Annotated in this window: 20 protein-coding genes; 8 read left to right on the forward strand and 12 right to left on the reverse strand. The window is 43.4% G+C overall.

Annotation, left to right across the window (positions count from 1 at the left end):
- Positions 1–9 precede the first annotated feature (9 nt).
- From nirD to MH215_RS03455, 3 genes are all read left to right on the forward strand, one after another.
- Positions 10–336 (forward strand): nitrite reductase small subunit NirD, encoded by a 327-nt coding sequence (gene nirD / locus MH215_RS03445; protein WP_056695881.1) that lies wholly within the window; start codon positions 10–12, stop codon positions 334–336.
- A gap of 52 nt (positions 337–388) precedes the next feature.
- A complete protein-coding gene (locus MH215_RS03450; protein ID WP_239288130.1) occupies positions 389–1,177 on the forward strand; it encodes a formate/nitrite transporter family protein in 789 nt (262 codons plus the stop codon).
- A 239-nt stretch (positions 1,178–1,416) separates the two neighbouring features.
- The gene (locus MH215_RS03455; protein ID WP_239288131.1) at positions 1,417–2,046 is read left to right on the forward strand and encodes a YfbR-like 5'-deoxynucleotidase; all 630 of its coding nucleotides are present in this window, start codon (positions 1,417–1,419) and stop codon (positions 2,044–2,046) included.
- Here the strand turns inward: MH215_RS03455 and MH215_RS03460 are convergent, their stop codons facing one another.
- Entirely contained in the window at positions 2,047–2,856 is an 810-nt protein-coding gene (locus tag MH215_RS03460) for a response regulator transcription factor (RefSeq protein ID WP_239288132.1), read from the reverse strand.
- 2 nt (positions 2,857–2,858) lie between these two features.
- Positions 2,859–4,748: a cache domain-containing sensor histidine kinase gene (locus tag MH215_RS03465; RefSeq protein ID WP_239288138.1), complete on the reverse strand. Its 1,890-nt coding sequence runs from the start codon at positions 4,746–4,748 to the stop codon at positions 2,859–2,861.
- Positions 4,749–4,904: 156 nt separating this feature from the next.
- Here MH215_RS03465 and MH215_RS03470 point away from each other — a divergent pair, with 156 nt between their 5' ends.
- The 5 genes from MH215_RS03470 to MH215_RS03490 all read left to right on the forward strand — a co-directional run bounded on the left by MH215_RS03470 (position 4,905) and on the right by MH215_RS03490 (position 9,637).
- Complete coding sequence (locus MH215_RS03470; protein WP_239288140.1) at positions 4,905–6,209, forward strand: ABC transporter substrate-binding protein; 1,305 nt, start codon at positions 4,905–4,907, stop codon at positions 6,207–6,209.
- A gap of 55 nt (positions 6,210–6,264) precedes the next feature.
- Positions 6,265–7,137: a carbohydrate ABC transporter permease gene (locus tag MH215_RS03475; RefSeq protein ID WP_145045791.1), complete on the forward strand. Its 873-nt coding sequence runs from the start codon at positions 6,265–6,267 to the stop codon at positions 7,135–7,137.
- On the forward strand, positions 7,138–7,962 hold the full coding sequence (locus MH215_RS03480; protein WP_239288142.1) for a carbohydrate ABC transporter permease: 825 nt from the start codon (positions 7,138–7,140) through the stop codon (positions 7,960–7,962).
- Between the two features lie 158 nt (positions 7,963–8,120).
- Entirely contained in the window at positions 8,121–8,546 is a 426-nt protein-coding gene (locus MH215_RS03485; protein ID WP_239288144.1) for an Rrf2 family transcriptional regulator, read from the forward strand.
- Positions 8,547–8,779: 233 nt separating this feature from the next.
- Positions 8,780–9,637: an SDR family oxidoreductase gene (locus tag MH215_RS03490; protein WP_239288145.1), complete on the forward strand. Its 858-nt coding sequence runs from the start codon at positions 8,780–8,782 to the stop codon at positions 9,635–9,637.
- Positions 9,638–9,892: 255 nt separating this feature from the next.
- Here the strand turns inward: MH215_RS03490 and MH215_RS03495 are convergent, their stop codons facing one another.
- The 10 genes from MH215_RS03495 to MH215_RS03540 all read right to left on the reverse strand — a co-directional run bounded on the left by MH215_RS03495 (position 9,893) and on the right by MH215_RS03540 (position 16,536).
- Positions 9,893–10,432: an RNA 2'-phosphotransferase gene (locus MH215_RS03495; RefSeq protein WP_239288146.1), complete on the reverse strand. Its 540-nt coding sequence runs from the start codon at positions 10,430–10,432 to the stop codon at positions 9,893–9,895.
- A 387-nt stretch (positions 10,433–10,819) separates the two neighbouring features.
- Positions 10,820–11,254, reverse strand: a complete 435-nt coding sequence (gene imm48 / locus MH215_RS03500; protein WP_239288149.1) for an Imm48 family immunity protein — start codon at positions 11,252–11,254, stop codon at positions 10,820–10,822.
- Between the two features lie 170 nt (positions 11,255–11,424).
- Positions 11,425–12,318 (reverse strand): nucleotidyl transferase AbiEii/AbiGii toxin family protein, encoded by an 894-nt coding sequence (locus MH215_RS03505; protein WP_239288151.1) that lies wholly within the window; start codon positions 12,316–12,318, stop codon positions 11,425–11,427.
- A 34-nt stretch (positions 12,319–12,352) separates the two neighbouring features.
- On the reverse strand, positions 12,353–12,934 hold the full coding sequence (locus MH215_RS03510; protein ID WP_239288153.1) for a hypothetical protein: 582 nt from the start codon (positions 12,932–12,934) through the stop codon (positions 12,353–12,355).
- Positions 12,935–13,077: 143 nt separating this feature from the next.
- On the reverse strand, positions 13,078–13,551 hold the full coding sequence (locus tag MH215_RS03515; RefSeq protein ID WP_239288157.1) for a hypothetical protein: 474 nt from the start codon (positions 13,549–13,551) through the stop codon (positions 13,078–13,080).
- A gap of 27 nt (positions 13,552–13,578) precedes the next feature.
- Entirely contained in the window at positions 13,579–14,046 is a 468-nt protein-coding gene (locus tag MH215_RS03520) for a hypothetical protein (RefSeq protein WP_239288158.1), read from the reverse strand.
- A 68-nt stretch (positions 14,047–14,114) separates the two neighbouring features.
- A complete protein-coding gene (locus tag MH215_RS03525) occupies positions 14,115–14,624 on the reverse strand; it encodes a hypothetical protein (RefSeq protein ID WP_239288160.1) in 510 nt (169 codons plus the stop codon).
- 80 nt (positions 14,625–14,704) lie between these two features.
- Entirely contained in the window at positions 14,705–15,208 is a 504-nt protein-coding gene (locus MH215_RS03530) for a hypothetical protein (protein WP_239288162.1), read from the reverse strand.
- Positions 15,209–15,425: 217 nt separating this feature from the next.
- Positions 15,426–15,833: an SMI1/KNR4 family protein gene (locus tag MH215_RS03535; RefSeq protein ID WP_239288164.1), complete on the reverse strand. Its 408-nt coding sequence runs from the start codon at positions 15,831–15,833 to the stop codon at positions 15,426–15,428.
- A 247-nt stretch (positions 15,834–16,080) separates the two neighbouring features.
- Positions 16,081–16,536, reverse strand: coding sequence for a DUF6630 family protein (locus tag MH215_RS03540; protein WP_239288166.1), 456 nt, complete (start codon positions 16,534–16,536; stop codon positions 16,081–16,083).
- Between the last annotated feature and the right edge of the window lie 2 nt (positions 16,537–16,538).

Consider the following 16,538-nt stretch of genomic DNA (forward strand, 5'->3'; position numbering starts at 1 on the left):
GAGTTCAATATGACAACTAAACCAGCCGGTACCTATTACCCTGCCGGAACGATAGATGAATTTCTACCTCGCATTGGTAGAGTCGTTGAGATTCAAGGCAAACAGCTCGCTGTATTTCTTGCCTCAGATGGCACCATCTTCGCAGCTGATAATCGAAATCCTCATCCAAAAGGCGGGCCACTTGCTGAAGGAATCGTCTCAGGTCATTATCTCTATGATCCGCTGTACGATTGGAAAATCGATCTTAGCACAGGTCTAGTGCAAGCTCCCGACCAAGGACAGGTTCAGATGTACTCGGTTAAAGTGGAAAATGGAACGGTCTGGATTGCAGTATAGCTGCAGTCCAGGTAACACATGGGATTGATGCTTAAGTATGGGGGAAACCGACATGTACACACCTAATGTTGAAGGAATTATTGAAGCCGCGGTCAAAAAAAGAGATCAAATGAATTCAGGCCTAGCACGTTATATGGTATCTGCCTTGATGGCTGGTGCATACGTAGGCCTTGGTATTATTCTAATCTTCAGTATCGGTGCACCGCTTCTGGCGACGCAATCACCTTTTCAAATGATCCTGATGGGCATGTCCTTCGGGCTTGCGCTCACCCTTGTCATTTTTGCAGGATCGGAGCTGTTTACGGGTAACAATATGTTTTTTACCATGAGTACGTTAGCAGGTCGCACTACCGTGAAAGACACGATGAAGAACTGGGGACTTGTCTTCCTCGGCAATCTGATCGGCGCGGTAATTCTGAGTCTGCTCATTGTAGGCAGTGGTTTGTTCAAGACAGCTACACCAGAGCATCTGCTCTTTGCCGTTTCTGCTAAGAAGATGGCAGCCCCCGTTACTGAGCTATTCTTCCGCGGCATTCTCTGTAACTGGCTCGTCTGTCTAGCCATTTGGATGTCTTCACGCACAAAAGAGGACATTGCCAAGCTTGTACTGATCTGGTGGTGTCTGTATGCATTTATCGCCAGTGGATATGAGCATAGCGTTGCCAATATGACATTACTCTCCTTGTCTTGGTTGTTACCCAACCATCCGGATACCATCACGCTGGCAGGTTGGTTCCATAACATGATCCCAGTCACACTCGGCAACATCGTAGGAGGCGCTTTGTTTGTCGGAATGGCCTATTGGTTCGTCTCACCTGTGAGAAAGAAAACCCGTCAATGACTCATGCTATACACCATGCATTTTCTGGACTCTCAGAGGGCATGGTTTTTTACGTTATGTTTTATGCTTTTACGTGATGTTTTTACGATAGCTTTGACGACTTGTCTTTTATATCATGGCTTTATTTACCTAACGACCTTTTACCTTTCACAACCTCAGCGTTAATCCCCCGTTTACATAGAAGTCGTATAGTCGAACCATGCCTTAACATATCTAACGACCAAAGGATGATCGCTTATATGGGAATACACACGTACTTCAGATCGCTCAATGATCTAGAACGCATTATCCGAACGCCAGGCAAATTCAAGTTTGAGGAACACAGCGTGTCCGCACATTCATGGAAAGTCGTGCAATACGCCAAGACGCTCGCGGATATTGAAGAGCAGAACGGCGTAGCCATCGATTGGAAAAAGCTTTACGAGATCACCAGCAGCCATGATTACGGCGAGATCTTCATTGGAGATATCAAAACTCCGGTTAAGCATTATTCACTTGAGCTTCGTGCAATGCTGCAGCAAGTCGAGGAAGGTATGGTTGAGCATTTTATCAACGAGAACATTCCCGAAGAGTTCCAAGCCATATTCCGCTGTCAACTGCGTGAAGGTAAAGATCAATCCGTTGAAGGACTTATTCTTGAAGTCGCCGACAAGATGGATCAGGTGTATGAAGCCTTTGCAGAATTACAACGCGGAAATACGGAGAAAGAATTCATTGTGATGTATCGATATGCCCTGATCAAAATCAAGAACATCGACCTCCATTGTGTTCACTATTTCCTCCATCACATCCTCCCCGACATTATTCAGGAAGGCATCCGTTCCCCGATTGATATTCGTAAAATAACTGAAGAGGCACTCGCCGAATAATCAGCTCAAGTCGCCATGGCTCTCGTGATCCAGGGACAGAGCTTTTTTTCGTTCTGCACACTGTTGCCGATATTCACTCGGATATATCCCTGTTTTATTTTTGAAAATACGGCTGAAATAATGGGAGTCCGCGTAACCAACCGCTTTGCCTATCGATTGAATGTCCAGGTTCTGGTGCGCAACCAGCAACCGCTTCGCTTCGTTAATTCGTAGTCCTGTCATATATTTGAGCGGAGTTTCGCCCGTTACCTTCTTGAAACACTTACCTAGATAATCCACGCTAAAGTGCATCTGTCCCGCCATATCCTGAAGGCTAATCTCGTGCATGTAATGCTGCTTCACGTACAGTTTGACCGCCTCTGCGATATCCTCTGGCTTCCTCTGTTCCTCCACAGCCGCACTCACATGCGTGAGAGAATCAACCACATTCCCAAGCTTCAGCTCCATCGCGTCCAGCAGCCCACGAATCTGTTCTTCTGAGATCGGCTTGAGCAAATAATCCTCCACTTTATAGCTGATCGCCTGACGCGCATACTCAAATTCATGATGGCCGCTCAGGATTACAATTTTCACTTGAGGATAGGCAAAATACAGATGCTTCGCCAGTTCCAGTCCATTCATCACGGGCATCTGAATATCGGTGACAACGAGATCAGGAACCGTCTGTTCAATCAATTGCAGTGCTTCCTGCCCATTCCTCGCTTCGCCAATGACCTCGAATCGTGTGCTAAGCTCACTGAACTTCCGCGACACGTTACGGCGGATTAGTGCTTCATCCTCCACAATAATGGTTCTGTAGTTCACTGACATGTTCAGCCACGCTCCTTTCGAATCAATCCAACCACGGTAATTCTGACCCCGCCGTTAGGCCTGTTTTCAATGTGCATCTGTGCTCTTGATCCATACCATAATTTCAGTCGAACCCAAATATTTCTCAGTCCCATGCCGTTAATCGCAAGCTCAGGAATACGCTCCCATTCCTCTGAAGATGCAATATACGCTTGTATGGATGTTAATACCTCTGGCTCCATGCCCGGCCCGTTGTCTTCAACGATAATCTGCCAGGTTTCTTCCGCTTCGTTCAACTCTCCCCCAACATACAGTTTCCATGGCGGTGAATCGCCTAATCCATATTTGATGGTGTTCTCCAGCAAGGGCTGGATCAGCAGCATAGGAATACGTATATGGTGCATGGCCTCTTGAATATGGAACGTATAATGCAGATCCTCTTCGAACCGAATTTTCATACACTCCAAATACCGCTCGCAATAATTCATCTCCTCTGATAAGGTCACCCCTTCAGGGTTAGGTGCTGAGATGTAACGAAGCATCGCTGTAATATGACCACAAAAAGCAACGATCTGGTCATTCATGCCCTCTTCGGCCATGATGCTGATATTCGTGATGTTATTGTAAAGGAAGTGAGGATTCATCTGGGATTGCAACGCGAATAGGCGTGTATCCGTTTCCTGCGACTTGAGCGCAAGCATGTCCTGGAAGGACTGCATAAGTTGTTGATTCAAAAGAACAAATGTATCATTTAGTTCATCCATCTCGCGGATGGAGCTTGGATGATCCAGCTTAAACAAATGACCCGAATCCTGGCCTGTGGCGAGGTCTTGTACACCGATCTTTTGAATGATGCGCTGTAACCGATGCAGGGGTAACGTGACTCTTTTGGAGATCAGATACGATAACACTAGGATGAGCAGTAACATGCCTAACGTAGCGCCTATAAATAGCGTAGCCATCCGGTTCAGGTTGGTGAACAACGATTGCTTCGATTGTGTCACAATCACTGTCCAGCCCGTTTCGGCTGAGGTCATGTATGTCATCATCTGAGGAGAGTTGCCTGTGTGAACGACCTCTTGCATTTCCCCTGGCGGGTATTGTCCCGTGCGAATCATAGCCAGATCCTCTGAACTAATCATCATTGTTGCCTCAACATCCTCCGAGGAAGAGCGGGAGAAGGGGTACAGTAACAATCCTCGCTCATCGATTACATCAATATGCAGCTCTTCATTGCCAGCCTGTATTTCATGTAAATAGTTGAACATCGTCTGAGCATCCTGCAAAATTTCGACGACGCCTTGGCTAACGTAATTCCCGTTCTTGTACACCCGTGTAAGTGAGACATATCGGCTATCCGACTCTCCTTCACCTGTAGGCATGGGCAGACTGCCTCCATCTAACATCGTGATAACTCGCCAGCCATTGCGATTCCAGGTTTCGTTGTACCAAGGTCTCTGCGTTAAGTCGACATTCATCTGTCCGTTAAAAGCCCCCGCCCCTAGCATTTTGCCATTCACATCATAGATGTTAGCCTGCTTGGCTGTATTCGAGCTGCTAATGATGGCTAATATGACGTCGATCAGCGTGGTTGTATCTTTGTAGAATGCTGGATCTGCCGCAAGCCCCTGCTCGCTTCCTTCCGCAGGAGACAAGTAGTGACTAAAGTGCTCCTTAACCAGATTGGAATAAACAATATTCATGGAGAAATTGTTCATCTTGACCACTTCCTGATCCAGATTACTCACAAGAGATGCACCAAGCTGTTTCTGCTGTTCTTCGCTACGACTGCGAATATCATTGGCTAGGAAAACGTACAGTAGCCCTGCCACAATAAGCGCAAACACAATAAATACTGCCGAGTAATAGATAAAGAGACTTTGCTGTAGTGTTCGAAAACGGTATCGAATCATGTTACACCTCAATCTATGGGTTCGAAAATGTCCACCCAACAGACCGCTTTTGTCTATTGAGCCCATTCCTCAATCAGCGTAATGTTGAACACATAAGAATACGCTTACATTACGTTGTACTGCAAGACATCATATCTTATTCTTCCAGGAGGTTCAATGATGAAAAAAAGATTTTTGGTATCACTCGCCAGCTTGTTACTCGTATCTGGATTGCTGCTTGCTGGTTGTAACTCGGCTAAAACATCGGAAGGTTCAGGTAAAGTAACCCTTACGTTTGGAACCAGCCAAAGTGGTATTCCACGCACCGGGATTATGCAAACGATGGCGAAGGAGTATGAACAAGAAACGGGTGTAAAAATTGACTTTCAGGTCGTGCCTGATGCCCAGTGGCGTGATCTGATCAAAGTTAAACTTGCTTCCGGAGAAGCACCGGATATCTTCAATGTGGATGTAGATCCACTAAGCATGCCAGCTAATGTGCGACCAGAAGAGAATGCGATTGACCTGACCAATGAGGAATTTGCCGGACGAATGTCTGAAGAAATTCTGCCAACTGTCAGCCATAACGATAAAGTTTACGGCGTTTCCTTTGCCCCATCGAAAATCTGGTATGTGTACTATAACAAACGGATATTTAATGAGCTGGGCATCGAGCCCCCAACCACATACGCTGAGTTTAAGGCCATTAGCGAGAAAATTAAGGCTCAAGATATCATCCCATTCTATCAAGCACCTGCAAGTGGATGGTACCAAGTACTCCCCCTGTTCGAGACAGGACCTAACTATGAACATACGACACCAGGAACCTACGAAAAGCTCAACAACAATGAGATGAAGGTCGCAGATCTGACGCAGTTAAAGACCGTTATTGAGCAATTAAAAGAATTCGCAGATCTCGGCTATTTCGGCAAAGACTTCTTGTCCAACACCGTTGAAGCTGGTATCGAAGCCTTCGGTCAGGAAAAAGCAGCAATGCTGCTGCGTGTGCCTGGTACTGAAAAAGAAGTCTCCGAAGCTTACCCTGAGATGGAAGACAATATGGGATTCTTCGTCATGCCTTGGGGTGATAACCAAACAATTGGTGTCAATCCAGGTGGTTCCGCAGCGATGTTTGGCAACAAAAACAGTAAGCATCCTGAAGAAGTGCTGAAGTTCTTCCGCTGGATTACGGAGCATGACAACCTACAACGTGTATTTGACGGAGGCGAGGGCAATCTGACCATCTGCTGGCCGGAGATTGAACCTAAGCTGACGCAGGATTATATCGATTATGAGAAAAATCATGAAAAAGGAACAGTTATGCAAGCAGCCGTGAAGTATATCGATCCTCAATGGATGGATATCGGCAAAGATATCTCGGGTATGTTTGCCGGTGCGATGACTCCTGATCAAATTTTGCAAAATATCGATAAACGTCGGGCGGAACAAGCCAAAGTGTTGAAAGATGAGGCATGGCAGTAGTTATGTCGTGTCACTACAGTGAAGCAAGCGGCAGGAAGGACAGGTGTTACATGTTATGAATGCGAACAAAATTTATCCTTGGTACTTCTCATCCGGAGCGATTGTGCTTTACCTCCTATTCATCGTCGCTCCCGCCCTGCTGGGTATATATTATTCCTTCACCGACTGGAACAGCTATAGCTCGGAGAAGAACTTTGTTGGACTGGAGCATTTTCGCACCATTTTGGCGGGTGATCCAACCTATCTACTTTTTATCAAAAATACCGTCTTATTTACGCTAGTTACATCGATTGCCAAAACAGTATTGGGCCTATTTCTCGCCTTGCTGCTCGTTAGTGGGGTGAAGGCAGCAAATCTGCATCGGATGATTATTTTCTCACCGCAGGTGCTGTCCTTCCTCATCATTGGTTTAGTATTCAAAAGTCTGCTTGATCCAAACAATGGCTTTGTTAACGTTACGCTGCGGTCACTCGGACTCGATTTTCTCGCGCAGAACTGGCTTGGCTCACTGACATGGGCGATGCCGTCCATTATGGCTGTGGATACGTGGAAAGGGATGGGCTATATTATGGTGCTGTTCATTGCGGGATTGCTCGCCATTCCTCGTGATTATTACGAAGCAGCATCCATTGACGGCGCAGGTTTCTGGCAGAAGCTTTTCAAGATCACCCTGCCGATGCTGATGCCTACCATCACCATCGCAACAGTATTAAATATTACGTATGGCTTACGGGTATTTGATGCTGTTTATGTGCTCACCAACGGCGGCCCGGGTAATGCTACAGATGTCATTAATACAGCAGTGTATTCGTCTTTTGCCAAAGGATATTGGGGACTCGGTAGTGCGCTATCCACCATCTTGTTTGTCATTATGGCGATCATCTCCTTCTTCATTATTCGCTTGATGAACCGAAAGGTGGAATTCTAGATGCGCTTGAAGAAACGACTTCTCTCTATATGTCTAAATGTGCTGGCATGGATCCTTAGTCTAATCGTGTTGATTCCTTTTGCCGTCATCGTCTTGAACTCATTCAAATCTGATGCGGAAGCCAAAGTGCTGAAACTAACTCTTCCCGAGACATTTATTTTCGAAAATTATAAAATTGTATATGAGCAAGGGCATCTGGGTAGCTCCTTCTTCAACAGCCTGTTACATGCGGGAGCATCCTCCCTTTTACTCGTATTTGTCGTGGCCTTCTCGGCTTTCACGCTATCTCGGAATCACTCCCGGTGGAGTAAGTTCCTATACTTCTTCCTCATTCTAGGCATTACATTGCCTCTGAACTATATTCCATTGATGGAAGTGATGAAGACGCTAGGCATGATTAATTCACATGTGGGCATGGTTCTACTCTACACAGCGATGGGCATTCCCATCTCCCTGTTCATTACGTTTGCGTTTGTATCAAATATTCCAAGAGAGTTAGATGAGGCTGCCATCATGGATGGATGCAACGGGATCAAGCTTTTCTTAAAAGTTATTGTCCCCCTGCTCACCTCCGTGCTGGTTACGGTATTTGTGTTGAATTTCCTCAGTGTGTGGAATGAATTCACCGCGCCGCTCTACATGCTGAATACGGTCGAGATGTGGCCTATGACGCTGGCTGTATATAATTTCTTCGGACAGTTCAGTGCACAGTGGAATCTGGTTAGTGCGGATATTGTACTTACATCGTTGCCTGTGTTAATTGTGTTCCTCATTGGGCAAAAGTATATTGTAGGCGGGCTCACTTCCGGAGCTGTCAAAGGTTGATATGACTGGAGTCATGGGGATTGTGGAGATGATAGAAATAATTGAAAATGGAATGTGACCCACTTGAATCCAAAACAAGTTGTGGAAGACCACGTAAAAATTTCAGTTGACTTCGACGCACTTTGTAACTAATATGGTTACAACGGTGGTGATTAACAATGAAACAAATCAGCAGTCGTTTCTCCATTGCAGTTCATACATTATCTCTGATTGCCGTTGTACCTACAGAGTGCACCGGAGATTTTATAGCTAAAAGTGTGAATACGAATCCCGTCATCATTCGCCGGATCATGTCCACGCTGAAGAAAGCAGGCTTGATTGATGTCAGACCTGGCGTTGGTGGTGCGTATCTGCTCAAGCCGCCTGCGGAGATCACGTTGTTGGATATCTATCATGCGCTTGATGTCGTGGAGGATGGTCAGCTGTTTAACTTTCACAAACATCCGAATCCAGCCTGTTCGGTAGGTAGCATGATTGAGCATACATTGCGTGCCGAACTGGTAGAGGCTCAGCTTGCCATGGAGGAAAGATTGAAGCGTGTAACAATTCAGCAGTTGATGGATCAGGTTCAACCAGATGAATAGCCAGTACACTATGATTCACTTTCGATTTTTCGGATGGTTCGGTGAAGTTAACTGGCTACTCTGGTGAACATAAAAAAAGCTCAGGGTTGAGCTTTTTTTATCCCTTCGTTGTAATCACACCTGTTATAACGTATATGGTTACATCAATACTTTTACACCAGGAAAGCTATATCAACACATTTACTTAGGCATTTCCCTATGATTCTACAACATACCCATTGGAGGAATTAAAAATGACAATTTTAGTTACTGGCGCAACAGGACATCTCGGTTCACTCGTCGTAGAAGCTTTGCTACAATCCGTTCCGGCTTCGAATCTGGCAGTAAGTGTTCGTAATCCAGAAAAAGCAGAGCATCTACGCTCCCAAGGTGTGGACGTGCGTCATGGTGATTTTGATCAACCAGAAACATTGGCACAAGCCTTTGCCGGTGTAGATCGTCTGCTCTTGATCTCTGCAGATGCAGATAACGAAACGCGTATTCGTCAGCACAAGGCTGCTGTTCAGGCGGCGAAGGAAGCTGGCGTTGGTTTCATCGCTTACACTAGTATTGTAAATGCAGCGCATAGCTCTCTCTCCCTGGCTGAAGTTCACCGCGCTACAGAACAAGCCATTGTGGAGTCAGGTATTCCTTACTCCTTCCTGCGTAATAACTGGTATCTGGAAAATGAAGCTGGCTCCGTGCAAGCAGCGATTCAAGGCGCACCTTGGGTTCATGCTACAGATTCCAGCAAAGTAGGCTGGGCAACCCGTCGTGACTACGCACATGCTGCCGCTGCTGTACTTACAGGTGAAGGTCATGAGAACACAGTCTATGAACTATCTGGTAAACTTCTAACTCAAGCTGAACTTGCTGCCATCGCTGGTGAAGTACTGGGCAAGGACATCCCCGTCCAGAACGTAGACGGTGCTGCTTATGCTGAAATCATGAAAGGCGCAGGTCTACCAGACTTTGTCGTATCCATGTTAGTGGATATGCAAGCTGCAATTAAAGATGGCGCACTAGCAGTAGAGAGCAACACACTCGAGCAATTGCTTGGACGTCCAGCTCAGCCACTTCGCGAGGGCATTCAAGCGATTGTGGGTCAATAAGATCCGATGAGCCGTTGAGATGATGAGTTTCACCGACATCGATTCTGTTAAGAATATGTCATGATCTTACGAGAAAGGGACACACCAACTCAAGGTTGGATGTGTCCCTATTTGTGTCATAACGATCGATTTTAATGAGCATACACCGTGGAGCGATCCCGATCATAGATCGGTGTTGTCTCTTTTGGTAGTTCTGTTTGCATCTCTTTTTATATCTCATTTGTATGTTCTCTCATGCTCTTTCTTATGCTCCGATCATGGTTGTTGAATGTATTGCGCAGGAATGTGATCAGCCAGCCATATATTTTCATTCCCGTGATAGAATAGTATTCCATCTTGAGCAGCCTTAGCAGCATGGATAGTTAAAATGATAGGCTTATTATCTCGTCTGCGTCCGACCTGTGTTGCCGTATCCATATCTGCGGATAGATGTACGTATTGCCGTTGTCTCGGCTGCAAACCGTGCTGCATAATGGACTCTACTGCACGTAAAGGCGTGCCGTGGTAGAGCGTCTTTGGTGGAGTTGCAGGTAATTTCGCAATCTTGTGCGGAGTCGAATGTCCATATAAAGCACGAATCCGACCAGCTTGAATCTCATGACGCTTTTTCTCCGAGACTGCGATCATCTTCTCTAGATCCGCTTCCGTCACATGCTTCCAATGCGGGCTCTCATGCAGCGCCACAAGCAATTGTGAGATCTCTACCCAGCCCTCTTCGTCTAACTCCAGCTCATATTCCCACGGAGCGTGACGCAACGCATAAGAGAGTTCTTTACTCAGCTTCATCAGATCCATCGCAATCAACTCCTAAGTAGGTTAATAGGTTCAACTAAAGAGATTTACACTTGTTCACTCCGATGAGAGAATAAACCTTAAAGAGGTTGTCAAAAAGTCCGCTTTTGATTACGAAGGATGCACGAGCGGCATCTCAGCGTCGAAGATGGAATTCAGCCGAAATAAGTGGCTTCTTACGAAGTTTGTTTTCTTTGAAAACAATGTAGTTGCTCACGTAGGTTTGCCTACGCTCCGCTACTCCATTTCTATCTTCATCCCATCTTCTTGGTACTGAAAACCGCCCTTTTTGAACATGCACTTAAAGGTCGCTGTTAACCTCCGTTTTTTTTGCACTCCTTCTGCAAAGGGAAAAACGGGGTTAGCTTAGGCTTACGACGTAAAACACCGTTAGGAGCGTACAGCCGTTAAGATCTCTTGTATATTCCGTGCAAGTCCCTCGTCATCATCCTGTGTAAATTGGTAGTGACCATCAATGCCTCGATGAATAATCGTATTCATGACTGGATGAACCTCACGATCTGAAGCTACTCGGATGAGGTCATCTGCAAAGTCTACTGCCTGTTGTTCACTGTAAAGAAACGGCTTAATTAGCATCCGAATACTTAGAGCATGAGCCTGTGGCTCTCGAAGCTGATCCCGATGGGTGATGCCATATACAGCGCCAAATCCAAATGCAGCAATAACTTGTCGTTCCAGTTCTGTCGTCTGCTCCAACGGCGTACCAATCAGCTCGCAGATTCGATTCACCATCTCCTCCAGCTCGTTCGCTGCAGCAGCTATAATTACATCATTAATATCATCAGCGTTAATAAAATCAGTCATAGGTAATTCTCCATTTCTGAACCAGTTTGGATCCATTCTATGAATCACTTGCCCCTATTGTAACGAGATAGGGCGAACAGTTCAAATCTATCAATATGCTCGATAGATGCTATGAATTGAAATAAAAGGGCAAGAGCGAACAAGGTTCATTTCATATCGCGAGCAATAAACTATTTTTTATGAATGGTAGGGCTAGGAAAATTTTCGTAAGCATGTATGTTAATACCCGCCTGGTTCATGATCTCACGCAGCTTCGTTGCAAACTCCGAATAATAATAGTCTACGTTCAGACTTCCCGCATAATCTCGCAGATCATACTCGGATAACGCTACCCTTAGATCAACTAGATCATCCACCAATACCTTCTTGATCGCTGCATCCGTTATGGATGGATCGATATGACATTCGTTGACTAGTGCCTGTAACGTTTGTTGCAGTGTCTGCTTGTCATATGTGGGATGCGTTAACAGGAAGCTCAGATCGTATAAGTCTTTGAACCGGGGTCTAACAATTGTTTGATGCAGCTTCCACGCAACTTGAATCGATAATGGAACAGTATATGGAATCACAAAAGGCTCTCCCATGAGTGGTTGATACGTGAGTGGGATCGGCGCAACCTCCATATCCAGATTAAATGAAATATCCAGAAATAGCTCCTCTTCATAGGTATCTTCCTGTCTAGGTTCACTCGTGAAATAATAAGCTAGATCGGTATTAATCGTTGGAAAGTCATCCGCCATCGCGTAATCAATTCTTCGCCAAAATGCGTTCTCGCGAAAACTTCTAAACATGACACCATCGTTCAGATCAAGCTCCGTGACCTGGATCATCCAGTCAGTAAAAAGTTTCTTGGCCTGCTGATCATCTTCGACTTTACCCAAGTACAAAAAGTCGATATCCTCCGCATCCCGAATATCTCGGTTGCTTAAATATTGTCTCGTTAACAAGCTGCCTTTCAATACAAATGGCATACCTACATGAGATGCTCTTCGTAGCAGTGCCTCTAACGCAATGATTAATTTTTCTCCCCAGTTGAACTGGTGTAAATGCTTCACTTCAGACATCTAAAGTTCCTTCTTTCCCTATATGTATGTGTGATTAGATCCAGCCACGATCCAGTTCTTCTCTGCTGTCATAGACACATAATTCGTACTGTTCCTTGATGAGCTCGATTCCGTTGTGTTGCAGGATATGATGTATCTGCTTCACTGTGTTGTAGAACTGTTCAGAACTGTTATATTTTCGGACTGTTACAAATCGTATTTTGCCATTTGCATTAAGCGAGTTTCTTGATATATGTCCACCGTTACCTTCGCATAGTTCTTTTAAATGATTCACATCATCTACGTTCACTTTACCGTGCCATTCGAAATAGGGGGTGGAGTCAGCTACCATTCGCTGATGAAAGTACGTCTCTTCCTTCGCTGGAACTTCTACCTTGGTTCGCACGACCGTAAACCCGCTATGTTGGAAGCGTGCAGCCATCTGTTTAATCGTACTATGTACTTCATCAAAATTCGTACTATGTATTACGCCAGTAATCATCGGTTGATGAATGTAATCCCCATGATCCAGCTCAATCATCACCGGTTTAACCTGTTCTGCCTGGCAACGTTCAATAAAGCTCGCTTTTTCTTCAAGACTTAGATCATTCACTGTAATATGAAACTCAAATTCCATGTGCTCACTCCCTGTCGTTTCTTATGATGATAGGATCGATGCGAAGATGTTAGGTTTAGTAATTCACTCACAATTCTCTGGATAACTTCCTGAATTTCAAATCAGTATTTTGCTAGATTTGTTCCAGTTTTTTCATTTACTGACTACACAGATTGAAGTCTCTTCAGAAGTAGCCACCAATCATCTACACCGGCAGCAATACTATAGTACTTGTCTCCAAACACATAGTTGAATAGGAAGTCATTCCATTCCCCTATGTTTTCTTCTTCTTTTATGTGCTGTTCTTCTTTCAGAACGTATAGCAAACCCGATTTTCGATTGATCACTAACGGCTCATACAATATTTGCCCAGCCTCAAGCCACTCACCCACATCATTCACCCAATTGTTCAGACGATATTGTTTCTTGTCCAGTTCTTCATATGACCATAGATCAATCACCCCACAGCGGGCACCATTACTCATTCCAAGAAAATCATAATATTGTCTCAAGTGCGGAAAATCTGAAGGTAGGGTATATCCTAGACCTGAATGTAGTTGACCATACACTATACTATCATGATCCTGCATCGACAATTCTTTAACTTGATCTATAGTCCTTTTAAGTTGCGAATTCATACCCAATCTCCTCATTTAAGTTAGTACTTATCTAAGATATGACATTTGAATATCCACAAGATTATGCAAACTAATTTCAATTCTCATATCTTCGTGTTCGTTAATGGCTGTTAATATTGTGTCTTGAATACCTAGCTGTTTAATAGGATTGGTTACATCAAGAAAGATACCCCACACCATATTGTCGTCTGCATCTGTGCAAGCAATGAAGCCTTCATTTCCCATTTGCCCGTCCCCGCCATAGATTTTTCCATCTTGATAATCAATACTCGTCCACGGATCAACAATAGTCCAGCAGTCAGCGTTATATTTCCCCACACTCTCAATCGTGGTATCACAGAGGGGAGAACAGTATATGCTGCGCTCATTGTTGTTGGGATCGTAATAGGTCTCGACATTTAACATGATGATGTTCCCATTGGGGAAAACAATACAATTCAGCCCCGGCAACTCGCGTTGTTCGGCAGACCAATGTTTCATAATAAGGTTGTTCATAGCGTTATCCTCCTTATCCATTCAATTTTTATCAATGTGACAAAACATTCCCCTGATGCAATTCGAATCTACATGCAAGATGGAGTCCAGTCTTTTTCACTCTCTTTAATATATGTAACATACCCATTTGCTGAAAATCGTGCATCAAGCACCCTGGTTGCGTAAACTTTACTACATCCCTGTTCTACAAGGATCTCATCCTGCAAAAATAACATAAATATGGATTCAGACGCTTCATCATTCGATAAATATAATCCCAGTAATTCGTTGTATTGAGAACCGAAAACCAAACCTATGTATTCGATTTTGAAGTTCAGCTTTTCTTTGTATTCTAGTAGTCCTTCGTATGTAGCGTACAAATTAAAATCATCCACATCATCTATTCGATTCGCCGATATTAACGGATTCATTCCCCTGATGTATATACCTATGACATCACCATCACTTTTTTCAAGGAAAACAACCTGGTCTAATCGTTCATGATCCTCTTCATCCTGTAGATAAATGATATTTGTAATTTCTTGTTGGTTAAAATAGTGGTCTATCTTTTGGGTAACAGATAACATATATTTGTTCATGCAGAACCTCACGATCTATTGTGGAATAATCATCATGTATTATAATTAAAAACCGAAATAAATTTTTATGATTTAAATAGTTAGTAAATGTACAATGTACCTTTTGGCCACCTTCCCTTCCATCCGCATGGGCAGTGCCCTGATCTAAGAACCAGTAACATTTGTCCAAAGAAACTTGGACAACCTTTAAACTCGCCAAACGCACGCTCAACACCAGCATTAAGCAATAACCAGGCTATTATTCCTGCAAATTCATCTTTTATATTCTTCTCTGCGATAACATCGTTAAGTGTAGCAATAGCCGTTTTGTATTGCTGTGACTCTCTTACGGCAACAACAACTGCATTAAAATCTCTAACACTATATCCTAATTTCCTCAGAATGAATTCCGCAAGACGTTCTCTACTATTGGAGATTATCGCCTCCCATTCTTCCTTATCATCCAATTCTTCTGCTGTCTCCCAGCCCTCCACTTGTTGTATTGAACAAAGTAACTCCATGGCTTCGATTTTTCCGCAATTTTCAAACCACTGAATATCCTCGAACTCGTTTAATAACTCTTGACTAACAGTAATCTCTTTCATAAAATATCAAACCCGCCTTCTTATCTTTCTATGATAATCTTTCCAGTACTCTTTAAGTATTATATTTAGATGATGGAATAAGTTTACAAATCATTACATATAAACACAAACTCAAGTATTATCTATATGTATTCTGTACTTCCCTTTTTTTTAATAAAGATTCAAACAAATACAACCCTATATTATCAAAGATTGAATCTTTATTAAAACCATAATATCAGTCATACAATGAAATTAAAAATTTCGAGAATGTATCACTAACTTTCTTGAATTCAGTTAGATCTAGACTTTCATCATAAAGAAACACTGGCGGATCATCACCCTCGTCCAAATTAAAGTACCAGAACATATATCCCTGATGCATCATAAATACAAACTCATTATCTGATAGTTTCTCAGAAAAATTATTTTCTCCCAAAAGTTCAACTGCCCATTCCTTAAGCTCTAATATATATTTCATAGAATAATCTGTTCCTGCCAGAAAATCGGCTCCATTACCCGCTTTGTACATAAATTCCAAATAAGTTAAGGGGAGTTCTTTGGTTGGACTTAGATTCTTCAATATTGAGATTTCATCTTCATTGCAAGGTTTCATTGGAATCGATTGCGCTTCTAAGTTTAACAAGAAAATTCTAATATCATTACCTCCTAAACAATTTATTCTGAATTCCTTCCACATTTTAATAATCTATGATTTAAACTCTAACTTTAATATTCGGAACTTCACCTGACATTGTCAACAAATCCTTGCAAATTCGATAAACACCTCAAAGAATAGTGTCTTTAACTATGTAATTCTTCTATTCACCAACCGAAACAGGCAGGCTCCGTATTCTAACCAGAACCTGCCTGCCTTCTTTTATTAATCACTATTAGACATAATACTGTATATGTCGCTCTTTTTCAGGAATATCCTCATCCCCTAATAAATCCACCTGCGTTAAAGCATCCTTGTGTTCAAGTTCAGCAATGAATAGCGCATAGAAATCACCCGTTGTCGGATAGGTGTATAGACCATATCCTTTTGGAGAGATCAACTTGTTAACTTCTCTGATCTTCTCAGGAAGATACTTGTAGTCAAACTCTCCCAACTCTTCCAGTTCATCCGGGGTTCCCAATTCAATGTCGTGATTGAACTCGTAATCTAAGATATAGTTTACGATCTCATGGCTCTCTTCTCCCTTGTAATCCAAAAACAAAAATCTTTTAGTTTCCAGACCATAGTTCAGCATACTGAAATACGCAAGCGACTCCTCTGGATCATTCAAGATACGTTCAACGTCATCGGGATCTTTGAAAATCAAAGGCACCAACTCTTCCTCATCCATGT

Origin of the sequence: Paenibacillus sp. ACRSA (assembly GCF_022346845.1) — a bacterium.
Lineage (GTDB): Bacteria > Bacillota > Bacilli > Paenibacillales > Paenibacillaceae > Paenibacillus.